Raw genomic sequence first — 19,452 nt, forward strand, 5'->3', positions numbered from 1 at the left:
GCGATGAGTAAATTCTGGAGCCCGTTCGTCAAGGATCTGGTGCCCTACGTGCCGGGCGAACAGCCGAAGCTGACCAAACTGGTCAAGCTCAATACCAATGAAAATCCGTATGGCCCGTCGCCAAAAGCGCTGGCGGCGATGCAAGCCGAGCTCAACGAAAACCTGCGCCTGTATCCGGACCCGAACAGTGATCTGCTGAAAAACGCCGTGGCCGAATACTACGGCGTGCAAACCAGTCAGGTGTTCCTCGGCAACGGTTCGGACGAGGTGCTTGCGCACATCTTCCACGGTCTGCTGCAACACGATCAGCCGCTGCTGTTCCCGGACATCAGCTACAGCTTCTATCCGGTCTACTGCGGTCTGTACGGCATTGAATTCGACGCTGTTCCATTGGATGCGCAGTTCCAGATCAACCCGGCCGACTACGCCAAACCGAATGGCGGGATCATTTTTCCCAACCCGAACGCCCCGACCGGGTGCCTGCTGGCGCTGGACGCGGTCGAGCAAATCCTCAAGGCCAGTCCTGATTCGGTCGTAGTCGTGGATGAGGCGTACATCGACTTCGGCGGCGAGACGGCGATCAGTCTGGTGGACCGCTATCCGAATCTGCTGGTGACGCAGACGCTGTCCAAGTCACGCTCGCTGGCCGGCCTGCGTGTCGGTCTGGCAGTAGGGCATCCGGATCTGATCGAAGCGCTGGAGCGGATCAAGAACAGCTTCAACTCCTATCCACTGGATCGTCTGGCGATTGTCGGCGCGGCGGCGGCGTTTGCCGATCGCGAGTATTTCGACAAGACCTGTCGTCAGGTGATCGAAAGTCGCGAGTGGGTGGTGGCGCAGTTGCAGGCTAAAGGCTTTGAAGTGCTGCCGTCGGCGGCCAACTTCATCTTCGCTCGCCACCCGCAGCATGACGCGGCGGGCCTGGCGGCCAAGCTGCGCGAGCAGGGCGTGATCGTGCGGCACTTCAAGCAGGAGCGGATTGCGCAGTTCTTGCGGATCTCGGTGGGTACGCCGGAGCAGAATCAGGCGTTGATCGACGGCCTTGGCGACCTCTAAAAGCAAAAGCCCCTCACCCTAGCCCTCTCCCAGAGGGAGAGGGGACTGAATGGGGAATATTGCAGAATTTCACCGACCTGAATTTGGTTTACCGAATCCATAATCGACTCGGTCTTTCAGGTCGATGTATCCCGCAAGACAACTCGGTCGGCTCCCTCTCCCTCTGGGAGAGGGCTGGGGTGAGGGTGTGCTTTTATTCGTGATGCGGCTCGCCAAGGAATGTCAGCGAACTGAACAACCCACGACTGTCCACATCCGCGCTGTCCCTCACCGGCACCTCGACCTGCGCCGCAATCACATTCAACCCTTCATTACGCACCAGCACCTGCGCACGCCCATCCTTGTCGGTCTCGGTGCTCAGGGTGTTTGGCGCGCTGCGATAGTCGCCATACAACTTCACCCCCGCCGCCGGTTTGCCATCGAGCAGCACCCGCACCGGTAACGATTTACCCGGCCCGACCGTCAGCGGATCAACCTCCGGCAGGATCAGCAGTTTGATCTGCTCCAGTTTCGGCAACTTCGCCCCCGGCTGATAGATCGCCAGGCTGTACTTGAACGTCTGCGTGGCCTCGGTGGCGCCGGGCACTTTGCTGCGTCCTTCGTTGACCCACTTCTTGTCTGCCGTCTGCGACCACATGCCGTTGTTCAGCGCCACGGCCATCACCGCCGGCGGCTTCAATGGTTTCAAACGGGCATGATCGGCCAGGCGCTCGACGCTGACCGGGATCATTTTGCCGCTTGCGTCATAAGCCCAGGCACCGCTGATTTTCTGCGCCTTGAAGGCGTTGTCTTCGGCGCCGTGGCCGTAGATCACTTCGATGTTGCCGCGTCGTTCCTCTGTCCACAGGCCGTGCGCCGACACCTGACCGGTGAACAGCGCAGCGATGAGCAGAAGGGATTTGCCGTAGTGCATGGTGACGTCCTTTTACAGGTTGAGTGTCAGGCTGACGGTGAAATTGCGTGGCTCGCCGGGATTGACCCAGTAGTTGCTGTAGGAGCGCTCGTAGTATTTCTCGTCGAAGATGTTGTTCAGGTTCAGGCCGACCGTGACGTTGTCGCTGGCCTTGTAATGCGCGAGCAAGTCGACGGTCTGGTAGGCCGGCAATTCGAAGTCGCTGCCGGATTCGCCCGAGCGATCGCCGACGTAGGTGAACGCTGCACCGACGTCTGAACCGCGCAGTCGGCCATCCTGAAATTCATAAACACCCAGCAGACTGCCGCTGCGTTTGGCCACGCCGAGGATGCGGCTGCCGGTGGGAATGGTCGCGTCGCCCTTGGTCACCTCGGCATCGATGTAGGCGAAGGCGCCGATGACCCGCACTGCGTCGGTTACCTGACCGCTCACTTGCCAATCGAAACCCTGACTGCGCGCCTTGCCCATGGCGCGGCTGGTGTCGGTGCCCGGATCGAGGGCGAGAACGTTTTCCTTGTCGATGTGGAAGAAGGCGAGGGTGCTGCTCACGCGCTCATCGAACAGTTCGTTTTTGATCCCCACTTCGTAACCGACACCTTCTTCCGGGTCGAAGGATTTGCCGGAGGCATCCAGGCCGTTGTTCGGTTTGAACGAGGTCGAGGCGTTGGCGAACAGGCCGGTGTTCGGCGTGAGCTGATAGAGCAGGCCGGCGCGTTGAGTCAGCGCGTCGTGGCGCTGCTGGCTTTTGGCGTTGCGGCTGTGATCGTCGATGCGTTGATCGAAGTGCTCGAAGCGCGCGCCAACCATGCCGCGCAGCTTGTCGGTGAAGATGATCTGGTCCTGCAGGTTCAGTGCATGACTTTCGACGTGTTCGAAGAAATCGGTGCCCGAGCGTACGCCATTGGGTTTTGGCTGGCCGTAGACCGGCTTATAGATGTCGATGGCGTAGGGGCCGCCAGCAATGGTGGTGACGCGTTCGTCCTTGCGGTAATTCTCGTACTCGGTGCCGATCAGCAATTCATGCTGCCACGGCCCGAGGTCGAACAGACCGCGCAGTTCCAGTTGGGTGATGCTGTCGTGCCAACTCGTGTCGCGTTCGCGCAAGCGGCGGTTGACCGTGTGGCCGTCGGCGTTCAGCGGTCGTGCTTCGGAAGCGTCGCCCCAGAGCTTGCCTTCCTTGTAGTGACTGGCGAGGCGCAGCTTCCAGCTGTCGTTCAGATGGTGCTCAAGGGTGGCCTGGAGCAGGTTGTTGTGGTTGTCGATGTTGCCGTCGTCGGGCTCGCCGAGGAAGGTCGAGCGCGATACGCCGCTCCACTTGTTGTTCGGCGCCACTACGCCACGATCGAACGTCGAGTTGTGACGGACGATTTCGCTTTCCACCAGCAGCGAGGTGTCCGGGTTCAACTGCCAACTGATCGAAGGCGCGACGAATACCCGCTGGCTGTCGACGTGGTCGCGAAAGCTTTTGTTGTCTTCTACGGCGAGGTTGATACGCGAGAGCACATTGCCCTGATCATCAAGAGGCGTGTTGACGTCCAGCGCGGTGCGGTAGCGATCCCAACTGCCGGCGCTGGTTTGCACAGTGGTGAACGCTTCGGGCTGCGGCTTCTTGGTGACGATGTTCACCGTACCGCCGGGATCGCCCCGGCCGTACAGGCTGGCGGCCGGGCCTTTGAGCACTTCGATGCGTTCTATGTTGGCCGCATCCGGCGTGCTCGGGTAACCGCGATTGGCGCTGAAACCATCCTTGTAGAACTCCGAGGTGGTGAAGCCGCGCACGCTGTATTCGTACAGGGTCAGGCCGCCGAAGTTGTTCTGCTTCGACACGCCGCCGGCAAAATCCAGCGCGCGTTCAACGCTGGTGCTGCCCAGATCCGAGAGCACACTGGCCGGAACGACGCTGATGGCTTGTGGGATATCGCGAATCGCCGTGTCGGTTTTGGTCGCACTGGCCGAGCGAGTCGCGCGATAACCGCTGACCGGGCCGGTGGGGGATTCATAGTCGGAAGTGACGCTGATGGCTTCCAGTTCAACGGGCTGCGGCTCATCGGCGAAGGCGGGGTCGCAGAGCAAACCCAGAGTCAGGCCCAACAGCGAGGCCTTTTTGCGAGACGACATGTTATGTTGTTCCATTTGCTAGAATTGAAACAATATAACATGCCTGTTGAGAATGTCTGTTATTCGCGCCGCTGGTGCGAAAAAATTTTTACTCTTCTTTTTCTTTCACTGGTGCCGGCGGTGGACGCAGGCCGATTTCAGCGGTCAGCTTCAGTTCCTTGCCGTTGCGCATGACCTGGATCGTCACCTTATCGGTCGGTTTGATCCGCGCCACCTGGTTCATCGAGCGGCGACCATCGCCGGCGGGCTCGCCATCGATGCTCAAAATCACATCGCCCAGTTGCAGGCCGGCTTTCTGCGCCGGGCCGTCACGGAAGATTCCGGCGACGACAATCCCCGGGCGCCCGGACAAGCCAAACGACTCCGCGAGTTCCTGTGTCAGCGGTTGCACTTCGATGCCCAGCCAGCCACGAATCACCTGGCCGTGCTCGATAATCGATTTCATCACTTCCATCGCCAGTTTCACCGGAATGGCAAAGCCGATGCCTTGCGAGCCGCCGGATTTGGAAAAGATCGCCGTGTTGATGCCGGTGAGGTTGCCGTTGGCGTCGACCAGCGCACCGCCGGAGTTGCCCGGGTTGATCGCCGCATCGGTCTGGATGAAGTCTTCGTAGTTGTTCAGGCCCAACTGATTACGGCCGGTGGCGCTGATGATGCCCATGGTTACAGTCTGGCCGACGCCGAACGGGTTGCCGATGGCCAGCGCGACGTCGCCGATGCGAATGCTGTCGGAGCGGCCGACGGTGATTGCCGGGAGGTTTTTCAGGTCGATTTTCAGAACCGCAAGGTCGGTTTCCGGATCGCTGCCAATCACCCGTGCGAGTGTTTCGCGACCATCCTTCAATGCCACGACAATCTGGTCGGCGCCGCTGGTGACGTGGTTGTTGGTGAGGATGTAGCCTTCCGGGCTCATGATCACCCCGGAACCGAGGCTCGATTCCATGCGCTTCTGTTTCGGCGAATTGTCACCGAAGAAGCGGCGGAACTGCGGATCCTCGAACAAGGGATGCGCCGGTTTGTTGATGACCTTGGTGGTGTACAGGTTGACCACCGACGGCGCGGCGATGCCCACTGCATCCGCATAGGACACCGGCCCCTGCTGCACGATCGTGGTCTGAGGGGCCTGTTGCAGATTGACGTCGAGGCTCGGCAGCCCGACCCACTCGGGGTAACGCTGAATAATCAACAGAGCGATAAGCACACCGGCCAACAGCGGCCAGCCAAAAAAACGCAGCGCCTTGAGCATTAAGCACGTTCCTGGAAAGGTTGCAGGCGAGGTCAGACCGCCCATAATGTCGCGCATTATACGAGGCCGCGCGTGCCTCTGAACGGGATATTTAGGAGTCTTTCATGGCCGTTGCCCTCAGCACCCTCGTCGAAGAAGCCGACCGTTACCTGGGCAGTGCGAAAATTGCCGATTATTGCCCCAACGGATTACAGGTCGAAGGCCGCCCGCAAGTGATGCGCATCGTCAGTGGCGTCACCGCCAGCCAGGCGTTGCTCGATGCCGCCGTCGAAGCCGAGGCCGACCTGATCCTGGTCCACCACGGTTATTTCTGGAAAGGCGAAAACCCTTGCGTCACCGGCATGAAACAGCGCCGCTTGAAAACCTTGCTCAAGCACGACATCAGTCTGCTCGCCTATCACCTGCCGCTGGATCTGCACCCGGACGTCGGCAACAACGTGCAACTGGCGCGTCAGCTGGACATCACTGTCGAAGCGCCGCTCGACCCGAGCAATCCGAAAGTCGTCGGGCTGGTCGGCTCGCTGAATGAGCCAATGACTGCGCGGGATTTCGCGCGCAAGGTGCAGGAAGTCATGGGGCGCGAGCCGCTGCTGATCGAAGGCAGCGGCATGATCCGCCGCGTCGGTTGGTGCACCGGCGGTGGCCAGGGTTATATCGATCAGGGCGTGGCGGCGGGTGTCGACCTGTTCATTAGCGGCGAGGCCTCCGAGCAGACTTTCCACAGCGCGCGGGAAAACGACATCAGCTTCATCGCCGCTGGACACCACGCCACCGAACGCTACGGCGTGCAGGCGCTGGGTGAGTATCTGGCGAAGCGCTTTGCCCTTGAGCACATCTTCATCGATTGCCCCAATCCGATCTGAGCTCACCGCAAACTCTTGTGGGAGCGAGCCTGCTCGCGAAGGCGTCAGACCTTCAATACAAAGGTGCCTGACACTCCGCTTTCGCGAGCAGGCTCGCTCCCACATTCGGCCCTGACGGGCCGAACTGGCAGGCATATTCATATACCCTTTCGATCTAGTTGGCGTCCTGATTAGAAGAGGTCGCTGTGCTAGGATTCCTCGCTCGAACACGGCCCGCTGGCCGTTCATAAGAAAGCTTTCGTGAGTAGCCATGGTCGACAAACTGACGCATCTGAAACAGCTGGAGGCGGAAAGCATCCACATCATCCGCGAGGTGGCCGCCGAGTTCGATAACCCGGTGATGCTGTACTCCATCGGTAAAGACTCCGCCGTGATGCTGCACCTGGCACGCAAGGCGTTCTTCCCGGGCAAACTGCCGTTTCCGGTGATGCACGTCGACACCCGCTGGAAATTCCAGGAAATGTACAAGTTCCGCGACAAGATGGTCGAAGACTTGGGCCTGGACCTGATCACCCACATCAACCCCGATGGCGTGGCGCAGAACATCAACCCGTTCACCCACGGCAGCGCCAAGCACACCGACATCATGAAAACCGAAGGCCTGAAACAGGCACTCGACAAGCATGGTTTCGATGCAGCGTTCGGCGGCGCCCGTCGCGATGAAGAGAAATCCCGCGCCAAAGAGCGCGTGTACTCGTTCCGTGACAGCAAGCACCGCTGGGACCCGAAAAACCAGCGTCCAGAGCTCTGGAATGTCTACAATGGCAAGGTCAACAAGGGCGAATCCATCCGTGTGTTCCCGTTGTCGAACTGGACCGAGCTGGACATCTGGCAGTACATCTATCTCGAAGGCATTCCGATTGTGCCGCTGTACTTTGCCGCCGAACGCGAAGTGATCGAGAAGAACGGCACGCTGATCATGATCGACGACGAGCGCATCCTCGAGCACCTGTCCGATGAAGACAAAGCGCGCATCGTGAAAAAGAAAGTGCGGTTCCGCACCCTTGGCTGCTACCCGTTGACGGGCGCGGTGGAGTCCGAGGCCGAAAGCCTGACGGACATCATTCAGGAAATGCTCCTGACGCGAACTTCCGAGCGCCAGGGCCGGGTCATCGACCACGATGGCGCAGGCTCGATGGAAGACAAAAAACGTCAAGGCTATTTCTAAGGGGCTGTCATGTCGCACGCATCTGATTTGATCAGCGAGGACATCCTCGCCTACCTGGGCCAGCACGAACGTAAAGAGCTGCTGCGCTTTTTGACCTGCGGTAACGTCGATGACGGCAAGAGCACCCTGATCGGGCGCCTGCTGCACGACTCGAAAATGATCTATGAAGATCACCTCGAAGCGATCACCCGCGATTCGAAGAAAGTCGGCACCACCGGTGACGACATCGACCTGGCATTGCTGGTCGACGGTCTGCAGGCCGAGCGTGAGCAGGGCATCACCATTGATGTCGCTTACCGCTATTTCTCCACCGCCAAGCGCAAATTCATCATCGCCGACACCCCCGGCCATGAGCAGTACACCCGCAACATGGCCACCGGTGCGTCCACCTGTGACCTGGCGATCATTCTGGTCGACGCCCGTTACGGCGTGCAGACCCAGACCCGTCGCCACAGCTTCATCGCTTCTTTGCTGGGTATCAAACACATCGTCGTCGCCATCAACAAGATGGACTTGAAGGACTTCGACGAAGGCGTGTTCGAATCGATCAAGGCTGACTACCTGAAGTTCGCCGAAGGCTTGAAGATGAAGCCGACCAGCATGCACTTCGTGCCGATGTCTGCCCTTAAAGGCGACAACGTGGTGAACAAGTCCGAGCGCTCGCCGTGGTACACCGGCCAGTCGCTGATGGAAATCCTCGAGACTGTGGAAGTGGCGGGCGATCGCAACTTCACCGATCTGCGTTTCCCGGTGCAGTACGTCAACCGTCCGAACCTGAACTTCCGTGGTTTCGCCGGCACCCTGGCCAGCGGCATCGTGCACAAGGGCGACGAAGTCGTGGTGCTGCCGTCGGGCAAGAGCAGCCGGGTGAAGTCCATCGTCACTTTTGAAGGTGAGCTGGAACACGCCGGTCCCGGTCAGGCGGTAACGCTGACCATGGAAGACGAAATCGATATCTCCCGTGGCGACCTGTTGGTGCATGCCGACAACGTGCCGCCGGTCACCGACAGCTTCGAAGCGATGCTGGTGTGGATGGCTGAAGAGCCGATGCTGCCGGGCAAGAAATACGACATCAAACGCGCCACCAGTTACGTGCCGGGCTCGATCGCCAGCATCGTCAACAAGGTCGACGTCAACACGTTGGAAGAAGGCCCGGCGAGCGCGTTGCAGCTCAACGAAATCGGCAAGGTGAAGATCGCGCTCGACGCGCCGATCGCCCTCGACGGTTACGAAAGCAACCGCACCACCGGCGCATTCATCGTCATCGATCGCCTGACCAACGGCACCGTTGGCGCCGGCATGATCGTCGCTCAGCCAGTGACGCACGGCACCGCCACGCATCACGGCAAACTGGCGCACGTGGCGACTGAAGAACGCGCCCAGCGCTTCGGCCAGCAACCAGCCACCGTGCTGTTCAGCGGCCTGTCCGGTGCGGGCAAAAGCACCCTGGCATACGCGGTCGAGCGCAAGCTGTTCGACATGGGGCGCGCGGTGTTTGTACTCGATGGCCAGAACTTGCGTCAGGACCTGAACAAAGGTCTGCCACAGGATCGCGCCGGGCGTACCGAGAACTGGCGTCGTGCCGCGCATGTTGCGCGTCAATTCAACGAAGCCGGTTTGCTAACCCTGGCGGCGTTCGTTGCGCCAAGTGCCGAAGGTCGCGAGCAGGCCAAGGAACTGATCGGCAAGGATCGCTTGCTGACGGTCTATGTGCAGGCCTCGCCAACCGTGTGCGCCGAGCGTGATCCGCAAGGTCTGTACGCCGCTGGCGGCGACAACATCCCGGGCGAATCCTTCCCGTACGATGTGCCGCTCAATGCCGACCTGGTGATCGACACGCAGTCGCTGAGCCTGGAAGAAAGCGTCAAGCAAGTGCTGGAGCTGTTGCGTCAGCGTGGCGCAATCTAAGGTAGAAGCAGCGACAGGCCTCTAGCTGCAGGCGGCAAGAAAAAGCCCGCCGGTGAGTGATCATCGGCGGGCTTTTTATTTCAGAGCGCTGCAATTAAAACTGTGGGAGCGAGCCTGCTCGCGAAAGCTTTATCTCATTCAACATCTTTGTATGCTGATCCACCGCTTTCGCGAGCAGGCTCGCTCCCACAGGGGGTTATTGGTGACCTGGATATTCGCGGTGCATCTGCTCCAGCAACGCATCCTTGTCCAGCCACAGCTGATTGATCCAGCCCTGGAACTGCAAACGGTACTCGCCGTCCTGGTCGTAGTTCTTGCCGATGAAGGCCGGCGGAATCTTGATTTCTTCAAAGTGCACGACCACATCGCGCACATTGCCGCAGAGCAAATCCCAGAACCCCGGACGCCCGGCCGGATAATGAATCGTCACGTTGACGATCGACTCCAGCTGTTCGCCCATCGCATCGAGCACAAAGGCGATCCCGCCGGCCTTGGGCTTGAGCAGGTACTTGAACGGTGACTGCTGCTGCGCATGCTTGCCTTCGGTGAAGCGTGTGCCTTCGACGAAGTTGAAAATTCCCACCGGGTTATGCCGGAATTTCGCGCAGGTCTTGCGCGTGGTTTCCAGGTCCTTGCCTTTCTTCTCCGGGTGTTTTTCCAGATACGCCTTGGAGTAGCGCTTCATGAACGGAAAGCCCAGCGCCCACCAGGCCAGGCCAATCACCGGCACCCAGATCAGCTCCTGCTTGAGGAAAAACTTCAGCGGTTGGATCTTGCGGTTGAGCACGTATTGCAGCACCAGAATATCCACCCAGCTCTGGTGGTTGCTGGTGATCAGGTACGAGTGCTGATAGTCGAGGCCTTGCAGACCGCTGAGGTGCCAGCGGGTGCGCCGTACCAGATTCATCCAGCCTTTGTTATTGCTGATCCACGCCTCGTGGGTGTGGCTCATCAGCCAACCGGCGATGCGCTGGGTAAAGGCAAACGGCAAAGCCTTGACCAACGCCACGCAGAACAGGAACGAGCACAGCAGAACCGTGTTGAGCGCCAACAGCAGCGAGGCGATCACGCCGCGCACGGGTGCGGGTAGAAAATCCAGCATTTACACATCCATAGGTCGGTTGGCGGCTTGAATCGCGGTGAGCGCGATGGTGTAGACGATGTCATCGACTTGCGCGCCGCGCGGCAGGTCGTTCACCGGTTTGCGCAGGCCTTGCAGCATCGGCCCGAGGCTGACGCAATCGGCGCTGCGTTGTACGGCTTTGTGCGTGGTGTTGCCGGTGTTCAGATCGGGGAACACAAACACCGTGGCGCGCCCGGCGACCTGACTGTTCGGCGCCAGTTGCCGGGCGACGTCGGCGTTGGCGGCGGCGTCGTATTGCAACGGGCCGTCGATCAACAGCGAGTTTTGTTGCTCATGGGCGAGCAGAGTTGCCTCGCGGACTTTCTCGACTTCTTCACCGCGCGCCGATTCGCCGCTGGAATAGCTGATCATCGCCACCCGTGGGGTGATGCCGAATGCGGCCGCCGAGTCAGCGCTTTGCAGGGCGATTTCGGCCAATTCCGTGGCGCTCGGGTGCGGGTTCATCACGCAGTCGCCGTAGACCAGCACTTCTTCCGGGAACAGCATGAAGAATACCGACGACACCAGCGTGCAGCCCGGTGCGGTTTTAATCAGTTGCAGGGCGGGGCGGATGGTGTTGGCGGTGGTGTTGATCACCCCCGAAACCAGGCCGTCGACCTCGTCCAGCGCAAGCATCATGGTGCCGATCACCACGGTGTCTTCCAGTTGTTGCTCGGCCATCGGTGCGTTGAGGCTTTTGCTCTTGCGCAGGGCGACCATCGGCTCGACGTAACGCTCGCGGATGTGGTCCGGGTCAAGGATTTCCAGACCCGGCGGCAGCACGATGCCTTGGGCGCGGGCGACCGCTTCGACGTCTTCGGGTTTGGCCAGCAATACGCAGCGGGCGATCCCGCGTTCCTGACAGATCGCCGCTGCTTGCACGGTGAACGGCTCGCTGCCTTCGGGCAACACGATGCGCTTGTTCGCCGCTTGCGCGCGCTGGATCAATTGGTAGCGGAACACCGCTGGCGACAGGCGCATCTCCCGAGGCGTGCCGCAGCGCTGGTGCAGCCAGTTGGCGTCGAGGTGGCTGGCGACGAAATCGGTGATGATCTCCGCGCGCTCGCGGTCATCGATCGGGATTTCCTTGTTCAGGCCATTGAGCAGATTGGCGGTGTCGTACGAGCCGGTGCTCACCGACAACACCGGCAAACCGGCCTGCAACGCGCCCCGGCACAGGTCCATGATGCGCGGGTCGGGCAGGGTGTCGCTGGTCAGCAGCAGGCCGGCCAGCGGCACACCGTTGATCGCCGCGAGGCTGACGGCGAGGATGATGTCGTCGCGATCGCCCGGGGTCACCACCAGCACGCCGGGCTTGAGCAGCTCGACGGTGTTGCGCATGGTTCGTGCGCAAATGATGATTTTGCTCATGCGCCGGGTTTCGTAGTCTCCCGCGTTGAGCACTTGCGCACCCATCAGGTCGGCGACGTCGCGGGTGCGCGGCGCATTGAGTTCCGGCTGAAACGGGATGCAGCCAAGCAAGCGGAAATCACCGCTGCGCAGCAACGGCGAATGCTCTTTCAGGCGCGTGGCGAAGGCGTCCATGCTCTCGTCGGTCTTGACCTTGTTGAGGATCACCCCGAGGACCTTCGGGTCTTTCGGGCCGCCGAACAATTGCGCTTGAAGCTCGACGCGGCCAGAAAGCTCGGCGAGCACTTCGTTTTCCGGCGCCGAGACCAGAATCACCTCGGCATCCAGACTCTTGGCCAGATGCAGATTGACCCGCGCGGCGTAACTGGCGCTGCGGGTCGGCACCATGCCTTCTACCACCAGCACGTCTTTGCCGACCGCCGCTTGCTGATACAGGGCGATGATTTCTTCGAGCAATTCGTCGAGCTGACCGTCGCCGAGCATGCGTTCGACGTGCGCCAGCCCCAACGGTTGTGGCGGTTTCAGGCCATGGGTGCGCGCCACCAGTTCGGTGGAACGCTCAGGGCCAGTGTCGCCCGGATGTGGCTGGGCGATCGGTTTGAAGAAGCCGACTTTGAGGCCGGCGCGTTCAAGCGTGCGCACCAGCCCGAGGCTGATGGAGGTCAGACCCACGCCAAAATCGGTGGGGGCGATAAAAAAAGTTTGCATGGGAATTCTCTATGCAAGGGTGTCAGCCTATGTCTGGCCGACTACCGAAATTCAGTCGCCAAGGTTAGCGCTAACCGAGCCTTGTGCACACCAACCGCAGGCAAAGGGTTGACCTGTTTTTTCAATACGTTGCGCCGGATCGAGGACCCAGGCGCGGGTTTGCCACGGCGGCTGGTGGCGCAGGTGCTGGGTGTGGCCACAGGAAAGCTCGACCACCCAATGGCCATCTTCGTCCTGATGGAAGCCGGTGATGGTCGAAACCCGTTTGTCCGGGTTGTGGTCGCTTTCACGCGATTGCTTCGCTAAACTTGGCCTTTCTATATTCTTATGCAAAAGGTCTCGCCCCATGCTGATCGCCGCCAATAAGGCTGTCTCCATCGACTATACCCTGACCAACGACGCTGGTGAGGTCATCGACAGCTCCGCCGGCGGCGCTCCGCTGGTTTACCTGCAAGGCGCAGGCAACATCATCCCGGGCCTGGAAAAAGCCCTTGAAGGCAAAGCTGTCGGCGACGAGCTGAAAGTAGCCGTTGAGCCGGAAGATGCTTACGGTGAATACGCCGCTGAACTGGTCAGCACCCTGAGCCGCAGCATGTTCGAAGGCGTTGACGAGCTGGAAGTAGGCATGCAGTTCCACGCTTCGGCGCCGGACGGCCAGATGCAGATCGTCACCATCCGTGATCTGGACGGCGACGACGTCACCGTTGATGGCAACCACCCTCTGGCCGGTCAGCGCCTGAACTTCGAAGTGAAGATCGTTGATATCCGTGACGCCAGCCAGGAAGAAATCGCTCATGGTCACGTCCATGGCGAAGGTGGCCATCACCACTGATTTTCTGCGCTAAGCTTCGAGTACTGGAGAGGCGCCTGTGGGCGCCTTTTTAGTCCGCGGCTGTCCTTGGTGGCCTCGCCAAGTGGCTGTTTCGAGTAGAACACGAGAATCCTGGAGTTCGGCATGAGTGCTTTTCACGACCTTAAGTTGACAGCCCTGGATGGTCAGGAGCTACCGCTGGCGCCGTTCAAGGGCCAAGTCGTGCTGGTGGTCAACGTGGCCTCCAAATGCGGCTTGACCCCTCAGTACGCGGCACTGGAAAACCTCTACCAGCAATACAAAGATAAAGGCTTTGCTGTGCTGGGCCTGCCGTGCAACCAGTTTGCCGGTCAGGAGCCAGGCTCGGAGAAAGAAATCCAGGAGTTCTGCAGCCTCAACTATGGCGTGACCTTTCCGTTGTCGAGCAAGCTCGAAGTCAACGGCCACGAGCGGCATCAGTTGTATCGCCTGCTGGCGGGCGAGGGCGCCGAGTTTCCCGGTGACATCACCTGGAACTTCGAAAAATTTCTGCTCGGCAAGGACGGCCGGGTGCTGGCGCGGTTCTCGCCGCGCACCGCGCCGGATGATCCGACAGTGATTGCCGCGATCGAAAAAGCCTTAGCCTGAATCAGAAAATCGCAGCATTGAGCTGCGATTTTTTTTGCCTGCCTTTTGACCCTTAATCATTCAGATCAATAGTGCTGTCACGCAAAGGATGTGGCGGATATTATCGCCGTCATATCGATTCATGCCTGTCGCCAACGTTTTCGTGGAGCCTCTCGATGCCCGTTCAAGCCCTGTTCAAACCGTTCCATCTCGGTGCCCTCGAACTGCCGACCCGCGTGGTCATGGCGCCAATGACCCGCTCGTTTTCGCCGGGCGGTGTGCCGAATTCCAAAGTCATTGAGTACTATCGCCGTCGTGCGGCCGCCGGGGTTGGTCTGATCATCACCGAAGGCACCACCGTCGGCCACATCGCGGCCAACGGCTATCCTAACGTGCCGCAATTTTTCGGTGACGCGCCGCTCGCCGGCTGGAAAAAAGTTGTCGACGCCGTGCACGCCGAGGGCGGCAAGATCGTTCCGCAACTGTGGCATGTCGGCAGCGTACGCCGCCTCGGCACCGAGCCGGACGCCAGCGTGCCGGGCTACGGTCCGTCGGAAAAACTCAAGGACGGTCAGGTCGTGGTGCACGGCATGACTAAGCAGGACATCCAGGACGTGATCGCTGCGTTTGCCCAGGCTGCCAAAGATGCGCAAAGCATCGGCATGGATGGCGTGGAAATCCACGGCGCCCACGGCTATCTGATCGACCAGTTCTTCTGGGAAGGCAGCAATCAGCGCAGCGACGAATACGGTGGCAGCCTGGCCAACCGTTCGCGTTTTGCCATCGAATTGATTCAAGCAGTGCGCGCGGCTGTCGGTGAGGGTTTCCCGATCATCTTCCGCTTCTCGCAATGGAAGCAGCAGGATTACACCGCGCGTCTGGTGCAAACCCCCGAAGCGCTGGGCGAGTTTCTCAAGCCGCTGTCTGACGCTGGCGTGGACATTTTCCATTGCTCGACCCGACGCTTCTGGGAGCCGGAGTTCGACGGCTCGGATCTGAACCTCGCTGGCTGGACCCGCAAGCTGACCGGCAAACCGACCATCACCGTGGGCAGCGTCGGCCTGGACGGCGAGTTCTTGCAGTTCATGGTCAACACCGATAAAGTTGCGCAACCGGCCAGTCTGGAAAACCTGCTGGAGCGTCTGAACAAAGAAGAGTTTGACCTGGTAGCAGTGGGCCGCGCGCTGCTGGTCGATCCGGACTGGGCGCAGAAAGTCCGTGAAGGGCGTGAGCAGGACATTCTGCCGTTCAGTCGTGAGGCGTTGATGACCCTGGTCTAAGCGTCGCCAGTTCGAACCATTCGCGAGCAGGCTCGCTCCCACCTTCGACCGCATTCCATCTGAAAGAATGCAGTACCCATGTGGGAGCGAGCCTGCTCGCGAAAGCTGTTTCTAAGTCGCCGAAAATCTAAGGTTGTGTCTGCGCCCCAGGCACCACCAGCTCCCCCACACAAGCCCCACGCAAATACCCCTCGAACTGCTCGATAATCGCTGCCCAGCCCTGGCGACTGCCATGCTGCCGCGCATTCAGCCGCACACAGCGCAACCGCTCATCCTCCTCCAGTAACCACGCCGCCGCTTCGCAAAACGCCTGCTCATCGCCGGGCATGGCTGACACGCCGTTGTAGCCGTGGCGAATATGCTGCGCCGCGGCTGCCTGATCATAGGCAACGACGCCGAGTCCCGAAGCCAGGGCTTCCAGCACCACATTGCCGAAGGTTTCGGTCAGGCTGGGAAATACGAACAGATCCCCTGAGGCGTAGTGCGCCGCCAATGCTTCTCCCCGCTGCGCGCCGCAGAAGATCGCCTCCGGCAGTTCTTTTTCCAGCGCTGAACGCTGCGGGCCATCTCCGACCACGATCAGCTTCAGATGGCGCTGTGGATAAGTTTCGCGCAGACCTTCAAAGCAGCGTTTGAGCAGGCCCAGATTTTTCTCCGGGGCGAGTCTTCCTACGTGGATGACCGCGATATCTTTATCAGAGAGTCCCCATTGCTCACGCAACGCGCTCTGACGTTTGCTCGGATGAAACAACTGGCTGTCCACGCCCCGCGACAACAACGCCAGCCGCTCGAAATGCCGCCGCTCCAGTTCCAGGCGCTGACTGACGCTCGGCACCAGAGTCATTGCCGAACGATTGTGAAACCAGCGCAGGTAATGAGTGAGCATCCGCGTCAGCAGGCCGAGGCCGTACTGGCTGGTGTATTGCTGGAAGTTGGTGTGAAAACCGCTCACCACCGCAATCCCCAGGCGCCGTGCGGCGCGCAGTGCCGACAACCCGAGTGGGCCTTCCGTGGCGATGTACAGCACATCCGGCCGCTGACGTTTCCAGCGCCGCAGCAGTTTATGCATCGACGACTGGCCCCATTGCAGCCCCGGATAGCCCGGTAATGGCCATCCGCGACACAGCAACAGCGCATCGTCTTCGCTGCGTTGCGGATCGGTGGCCTGGCGCGGGCGTACAAGCTCCACCTGATGCCCACGTGCGCGCAAACCCTCGCACAAGCGGCCAAGGGTATTGGCCACGCCGTTGATTTCCGGTGGGAAGGTTTCGCTGATGAGGGTGATATGTAGAGCTGTCGTCATGACCTCAGTGTCGGCTGAGGCCATGTCGAGCTTGTTACGGTCGGATGATGGATTTGTGACGCGGTCAGTGCTGGATCACCAGATTTTCGGCACCACGTTCACGCACCCAGAACAACGTCGCCCCGGCTACCGCCGCCGGCATCATCAGGATGTTGACCACCGGAATCAGCAACACCAGATAGACGATCCCGCCAAAACTCATGCTCTGCCAGCGCTTCTGCCGCAGCCAGGCGAGCATCTCGTTCCAGCCGAGTTTGTGGTTGTCCGCCGGGTAGTCGATGTACTGGATGGCCATCATCCACACGCCGAACAGCAGCCATAACGGCGCGGCGACGATATTCACCACTGGGATGAACGACAGGATGAACAGGCCGATGGCGCGCGGCAGGAAGTAGCCGAGCTTGCGCATTTCCCGGGATAGGGTGCGCGGGATCATCGCGATCAGTTCGCCCCAACTGAACGCCGGGAAATCATCGGTGCCGCGCACCACCACTTCGACTTTCTCCGCGAGGAAGCCGTTGAACGGTGCGGCAATGATGTTGGCGAGCATGGTGAAGGTGAAAAACACCATCAAGGCCACCAGGACCACGAACAGCGGCCAGAGGATATAGCTGAGGAAACTCAGCCATTCAGGCAACGACGGCATCAGCGTGTCGACCCACAGGCTGAACTGGTGGCCGGCCAGATAGATCAATCCGACGAACAGCACCAGGTTGATCGCCAGCGGCAACAACACGAACAGGCGCAGGCCAGGGCTCAGGACCAGTTTGAGGCCTTCGCGCAGGTATTGCGGGCCGGACAGAACAGGGGCGGGCATAAGGTGCTCCGAAGCAAGGGAAAACGCGCCGACGTTACCGGCTTTGCCACAGCGGCGAAAGCGCGGCAGAGCAATCGACATTCACTGTAACAAAGAGGTCTATGCCGTCAGCGTCTCGGCATAGAGACCACCTATGAGCTGGATTGTTAAACCGTATTTCCTTAATCTTGCCCCCCTCGATACGCTGCACCCAACTTTTTACAGGACTGTCGAGTTCAAGCCTTCCCCAAGGTGTCCACGGTCCTTTTTTATTCCGCCGGCCGTCCGGCGTCCGCGCCAGATTTTTCATGGCCGGCCAACAGGAGCAGATTCATGTCTGAAGTCCGTCATTCGCGAGTGATCATTCTCGGTTCCGGCCCCGCCGGCTACAGCGCTGCGGTCTACGCGGCCCGCGCCAACCTCAAGCCACTTCTGATCACCGGCATGCAGGCCGGCGGTCAACTGACTACCACCACCGAAGTCGACAACTGGCCGGGTGATGTTCATGGTCTGACCGGCCCGGTGCTGATGGAGCGCATGCGCGAGCACGCCGAGCGTTTTGAGACCGAGATCGTTTTCGATCATATCAACGCCGTGGACTTCGCTGCCAAGCCGTACACCCTGACCGGCGACAGCGCGGTTTACACCTGTGATGCGCTGATCATCGCTACCGGTGCCAGCGCCCGTTACCTGGGCCTGCCGTCGGAAGAAGCGTTCATGGGCAAAGGCGTGTCGGCCTGCGCGACCTGCGACGGTTTCTTCTACCGCAACAAGCCGGTCGCTGTGGTTGGCGGTGGCAACACCGCTGTCGAAGAAGCGCTGTACCTGGCCAATATCGCCAGCACCGTGACTCTGATTCACCGTCGCGAAACCTTCCGCGCCGAGAAGATCCTGATCGACAAGCTCAACGCCCGTGTGGCTGAAGGCAAGATTATCCTCAAGTTGAACGCCAACCTGGACGAAGTCCTCGGCGACAACATGGGCGTCACCGGTGCGCGTCTGCGCAATAACGATGGCAGCTTCGACGAAATCAAAGTCGACGGCGTGTTCATCGCCATCGGCCACACCCCGAACACTTCGCTGTTCGAAGGCCAGTTGACCCTGAAAGACGGTTACCTGGTTGTGCAGGGCGGCCGCGAAGGCAATGCGACGGCCACCAGCGTCGAAGGCATCTTCGCTGCCGGTGACGTGGCTGACCACGTTTACCGTCAGGCCATCACCTCGGCCGGCGCCGGTTGCATGGCGGCACTGGATACCGAGCGCTACCTGGACGGCCTGCAGAACGCCACGTTCTAAGACCGCAGGGCACAAAAAAAACCGGCCAGAGATTGGCCGGTTTTTTTGTGCACGCTCTTCCTGCTCCAACGCAATTCGATCGTTCCCACGCTCTGCGTGGGAATGCAGCCCGAGACGCTCTGCGTCCCAAAGCGGACGCAGAGCGTCCAATGAGGCATTCCCACGCGGAGCGTGGGAACGATCCGAATCCCGTTGTTAGCGGCGGGTCAGGGGTTGTGCGGTGAATTTCACCCCGGCCAGGCCGTGCTTGATCAACGCGCGAATATTACCGTGATCGCTGCCCTCAGGCGTCGCCAGCACCGAACGGTAATGCTCGCCGAACGCCAGCAGCGCTTCTTCATCGCTCAGACCTTCCAGCAGTGCCAGACCCAGGGTCTTGCAGGAGCCTTCGTTCTGCCCTTCAGCGTTTTCCACGCCGCCGTTGTTGAATGCTTGCGGCTGGTAGTCGTAACCGGCGGCGATGAACGCCAGGGTGTCGGCGAAAGCATGCTCGCCACTCTTGAGGCTGGCGCGCAGGGTGTTCAGATCAGTCATTGGGTTTTCCTTTGGCAAACGCCGCTTGCTGTTCGGCGCTGGCTTCTTGCTGGTATTGGGCTTTCCACTCGGCGTAGGGCATGCCGTACACCACTTCGCGGGCGTCATCGAGGCTGACCTCGATCTGGCGTTGGTCGGCTTCGGCCTTGTACCACTTCGACAGGCAGTTGCGGCAGAACCCGGCAAGGTTCATCAGGTCGATGTTCTGCACGTCCTTGCGGCTGTCGAGGTGGGCGACCAGTCGGCGAAAGGCGGCGGCTTCGAGTTCCAGGCGTTGTTGATCAGTCATGGGGGGTCTCTTCGAGACAGCTTTGAGCGGCAAGCTTCAAGCTGCAAGATGGGTGTCTGTGAG

18 protein-coding genes are annotated in these 19,452 nt (G+C 60.2%); 8 read left to right on the forward strand and 10 right to left on the reverse strand.

All coding sequences use genetic code 11. The features are described 5' to 3' along the window. Positions 1-3 precede the first annotated feature (3 nt). Positions 4-1,056, forward strand: a complete 1,053-nt coding sequence (gene hisC, locus HU724_RS05265; RefSeq protein WP_186568090.1) for a histidinol-phosphate transaminase — start codon at positions 4-6, stop codon at positions 1,054-1,056. A 193-nt stretch (positions 1,057-1,249) separates the two neighbouring features. Here hisC and HU724_RS05270 read toward each other — a convergent pair whose 3' ends face one another. The 3 genes from HU724_RS05270 to algW all read right to left on the reverse strand — a co-directional run bounded on the left by HU724_RS05270 (position 1,250) and on the right by algW (position 5,333). After that, entirely contained in the window at positions 1,250-1,969 is a 720-nt protein-coding gene (locus HU724_RS05270; RefSeq protein WP_186568091.1) for a DUF4198 domain-containing protein, read from the reverse strand. A 12-nt stretch (positions 1,970-1,981) separates the two neighbouring features. Beyond that, a complete protein-coding gene (locus tag HU724_RS05275; protein WP_186568093.1) occupies positions 1,982-4,087 on the reverse strand; it encodes a TonB-dependent siderophore receptor in 2,106 nt (701 codons plus the stop codon). Positions 4,088-4,175: 88 nt separating this feature from the next. Next, a complete protein-coding gene (gene algW / locus HU724_RS05280) occupies positions 4,176-5,333 on the reverse strand; it encodes a Do family serine endopeptidase AlgW (RefSeq protein WP_016770590.1) in 1,158 nt (385 codons plus the stop codon). A 104-nt stretch (positions 5,334-5,437) separates the two neighbouring features. Here algW and HU724_RS05285 point away from each other — a divergent pair, with 104 nt between their 5' ends. The 3 genes from HU724_RS05285 (at position 5,438) to cysN (ending at position 9,272) form a co-directional block, all read left to right on the forward strand. Continuing rightward, positions 5,438-6,196 (forward strand): Nif3-like dinuclear metal center hexameric protein, encoded by a 759-nt coding sequence (locus tag HU724_RS05285; protein WP_125917945.1) that lies wholly within the window; start codon positions 5,438-5,440, stop codon positions 6,194-6,196. A gap of 250 nt (positions 6,197-6,446) precedes the next feature. After that, positions 6,447-7,364, forward strand: a complete 918-nt coding sequence (cysD, locus tag HU724_RS05290; RefSeq protein ID WP_016771664.1) for a sulfate adenylyltransferase subunit CysD — start codon at positions 6,447-6,449, stop codon at positions 7,362-7,364. Positions 7,365-7,373: 9 nt separating this feature from the next. After that, positions 7,374-9,272, forward strand: a complete 1,899-nt coding sequence (cysN, locus tag HU724_RS05295) for a sulfate adenylyltransferase subunit CysN (RefSeq protein WP_123443399.1) — start codon at positions 7,374-7,376, stop codon at positions 9,270-9,272. A gap of 196 nt (positions 9,273-9,468) precedes the next feature. Here cysN and yihG read toward each other — a convergent pair whose 3' ends face one another. Genes yihG through HU724_RS05310 form a run of 3 tightly spaced genes read right to left on the reverse strand, consistent with a single transcriptional unit; the run spans position 9,469 to position 12,852 of the window. Further along, a complete protein-coding gene (gene yihG, locus HU724_RS05300; protein WP_186568095.1) occupies positions 9,469-10,374 on the reverse strand; it encodes a 1-acylglycerol-3-phosphate O-acyltransferase, YihG family in 906 nt (301 codons plus the stop codon). Then, positions 10,375-12,474 (reverse strand): phosphate acetyltransferase, encoded by a 2,100-nt coding sequence (gene pta / locus HU724_RS05305; RefSeq protein ID WP_186568096.1) that lies wholly within the window; start codon positions 12,472-12,474, stop codon positions 10,375-10,377. A 51-nt stretch (positions 12,475-12,525) separates the two neighbouring features. Then, entirely contained in the window at positions 12,526-12,852 is a 327-nt protein-coding gene (locus HU724_RS05310) for a DUF3565 domain-containing protein (protein WP_073473919.1), read from the reverse strand. On the opposite strand from HU724_RS05310, the gene HU724_RS05315 reads away from it, so the two are divergent. From HU724_RS05315 to HU724_RS05325, 3 genes are all read left to right on the forward strand, one after another. Then, complete coding sequence (locus HU724_RS05315; RefSeq protein ID WP_016771661.1) at positions 12,821-13,306, forward strand: FKBP-type peptidyl-prolyl cis-trans isomerase; 486 nt, start codon at positions 12,821-12,823, stop codon at positions 13,304-13,306. The two genes, HU724_RS05310 and HU724_RS05315, sit on opposite strands and share 32 nt — an antisense overlap. A gap of 123 nt (positions 13,307-13,429) precedes the next feature. Next, on the forward strand, positions 13,430-13,912 hold the full coding sequence (locus tag HU724_RS05320; protein ID WP_016771660.1) for a glutathione peroxidase: 483 nt from the start codon (positions 13,430-13,432) through the stop codon (positions 13,910-13,912). A 155-nt stretch (positions 13,913-14,067) separates the two neighbouring features. Further along, positions 14,068-15,171: an NADH:flavin oxidoreductase gene (locus HU724_RS05325; protein ID WP_186568098.1), complete on the forward strand. Its 1,104-nt coding sequence runs from the start codon at positions 14,068-14,070 to the stop codon at positions 15,169-15,171. Between the two features lie 127 nt (positions 15,172-15,298). Here HU724_RS05325 and HU724_RS05330 read toward each other — a convergent pair whose 3' ends face one another. Then, positions 15,299-16,498, reverse strand: a complete 1,200-nt coding sequence (locus tag HU724_RS05330; protein ID WP_186568100.1) for a glycosyltransferase family 4 protein — start codon at positions 16,496-16,498, stop codon at positions 15,299-15,301. A gap of 40 nt (positions 16,499-16,538) precedes the next feature. Then, positions 16,539-17,291, reverse strand: coding sequence for a sulfate transporter CysZ (gene cysZ / locus HU724_RS05335; protein ID WP_038861129.1), 753 nt, complete (start codon positions 17,289-17,291; stop codon positions 16,539-16,541). Positions 17,292-17,603: 312 nt separating this feature from the next. On the opposite strand from cysZ, the gene trxB reads away from it, so the two are divergent. Next, a complete protein-coding gene (gene trxB, locus HU724_RS05340) occupies positions 17,604-18,566 on the forward strand; it encodes a thioredoxin-disulfide reductase (RefSeq protein WP_016771656.1) in 963 nt (320 codons plus the stop codon). A 195-nt stretch (positions 18,567-18,761) separates the two neighbouring features. Here the strand turns inward: trxB and HU724_RS05345 are convergent, their stop codons facing one another. Both HU724_RS05345 and HU724_RS05350 read right to left on the reverse strand, forming a co-directional pair. Continuing rightward, entirely contained in the window at positions 18,762-19,100 is a 339-nt protein-coding gene (locus HU724_RS05345; protein ID WP_110646373.1) for a HopJ type III effector protein, read from the reverse strand. Continuing rightward, positions 19,093-19,389, reverse strand: a complete 297-nt coding sequence (locus HU724_RS05350) for a DUF1244 domain-containing protein (RefSeq protein WP_056782977.1) — start codon at positions 19,387-19,389, stop codon at positions 19,093-19,095. Before HU724_RS05350 ends, HU724_RS05345 begins: the two co-directional genes overlap by 8 nt. Between the last annotated feature and the right edge of the window lie 63 nt (positions 19,390-19,452).

The organism is Pseudomonas iranensis, assembly GCF_014268585.2.
In the GTDB taxonomy this organism is placed as follows: domain Bacteria; phylum Pseudomonadota; class Gammaproteobacteria; order Pseudomonadales; family Pseudomonadaceae; genus Aquipseudomonas; species Aquipseudomonas iranensis.

What these genes read in the sequence shown, in the direction of transcription:
- hisC (WP_186568090.1), top strand. Translation starts at nt 4, where the DNA reads ATGAGTAAATTCTGGAGCCCGTTCGTCAAGGATCTGGTGCCCTACGTG.
- HU724_RS05270 (WP_186568091.1), bottom strand. Translation starts at nt 1,969, where the DNA reads ATGCACTACGGCAAATCCCTTCTGCTCATCGCTGCGCTGTTCACCGGT.
- HU724_RS05275 (WP_186568093.1), bottom strand. Translation starts at nt 4,087, where the DNA reads ATGTCGTCTCGCAAAAAGGCCTCGCTGTTGGGCCTGACTCTGGGTTTG.
- algW (WP_016770590.1), bottom strand. Translation starts at nt 5,333, where the DNA reads ATGCTCAAGGCGCTGCGTTTTTTTGGCTGGCCGCTGTTGGCCGGTGTG.
- HU724_RS05285 (WP_125917945.1), top strand. Translation starts at nt 5,438, where the DNA reads ATGGCCGTTGCCCTCAGCACCCTCGTCGAAGAAGCCGACCGTTACCTG.
- cysD (WP_016771664.1), top strand. Translation starts at nt 6,447, where the DNA reads ATGGTCGACAAACTGACGCATCTGAAACAGCTGGAGGCGGAAAGCATC.
- cysN (WP_123443399.1), top strand. Translation starts at nt 7,374, where the DNA reads ATGTCGCACGCATCTGATTTGATCAGCGAGGACATCCTCGCCTACCTG.
- yihG (WP_186568095.1), bottom strand. Translation starts at nt 10,374, where the DNA reads ATGCTGGATTTTCTACCCGCACCCGTGCGCGGCGTGATCGCCTCGCTG.
- pta (WP_186568096.1), bottom strand. Translation starts at nt 12,474, where the DNA reads ATGCAAACTTTTTTTATCGCCCCCACCGATTTTGGCGTGGGTCTGACC.
- HU724_RS05315 (WP_016771661.1), top strand. Translation starts at nt 12,821, where the DNA reads ATGCTGATCGCCGCCAATAAGGCTGTCTCCATCGACTATACCCTGACC.
- HU724_RS05310 (WP_073473919.1), bottom strand. Translation starts at nt 12,852, where the DNA reads ATGGAGACAGCCTTATTGGCGGCGATCAGCATGGGGCGAGACCTTTTG.
- HU724_RS05320 (WP_016771660.1), top strand. Translation starts at nt 13,430, where the DNA reads ATGAGTGCTTTTCACGACCTTAAGTTGACAGCCCTGGATGGTCAGGAG.
- HU724_RS05325 (WP_186568098.1), top strand. Translation starts at nt 14,068, where the DNA reads ATGCCCGTTCAAGCCCTGTTCAAACCGTTCCATCTCGGTGCCCTCGAA.
- HU724_RS05330 (WP_186568100.1), bottom strand. Translation starts at nt 16,498, where the DNA reads ATGGCCTCAGCCGACACTGAGGTCATGACGACAGCTCTACATATCACC.
- cysZ (WP_038861129.1), bottom strand. Translation starts at nt 17,291, where the DNA reads ATGCCCGCCCCTGTTCTGTCCGGCCCGCAATACCTGCGCGAAGGCCTC.
- trxB (WP_016771656.1), top strand. Translation starts at nt 17,604, where the DNA reads ATGTCTGAAGTCCGTCATTCGCGAGTGATCATTCTCGGTTCCGGCCCC.
- HU724_RS05345 (WP_110646373.1), bottom strand. Translation starts at nt 19,100, where the DNA reads ATGACTGATCTGAACACCCTGCGCGCCAGCCTCAAGAGTGGCGAGCAT.
- HU724_RS05350 (WP_056782977.1), bottom strand. Translation starts at nt 19,389, where the DNA reads ATGACTGATCAACAACGCCTGGAACTCGAAGCCGCCGCCTTTCGCCGA.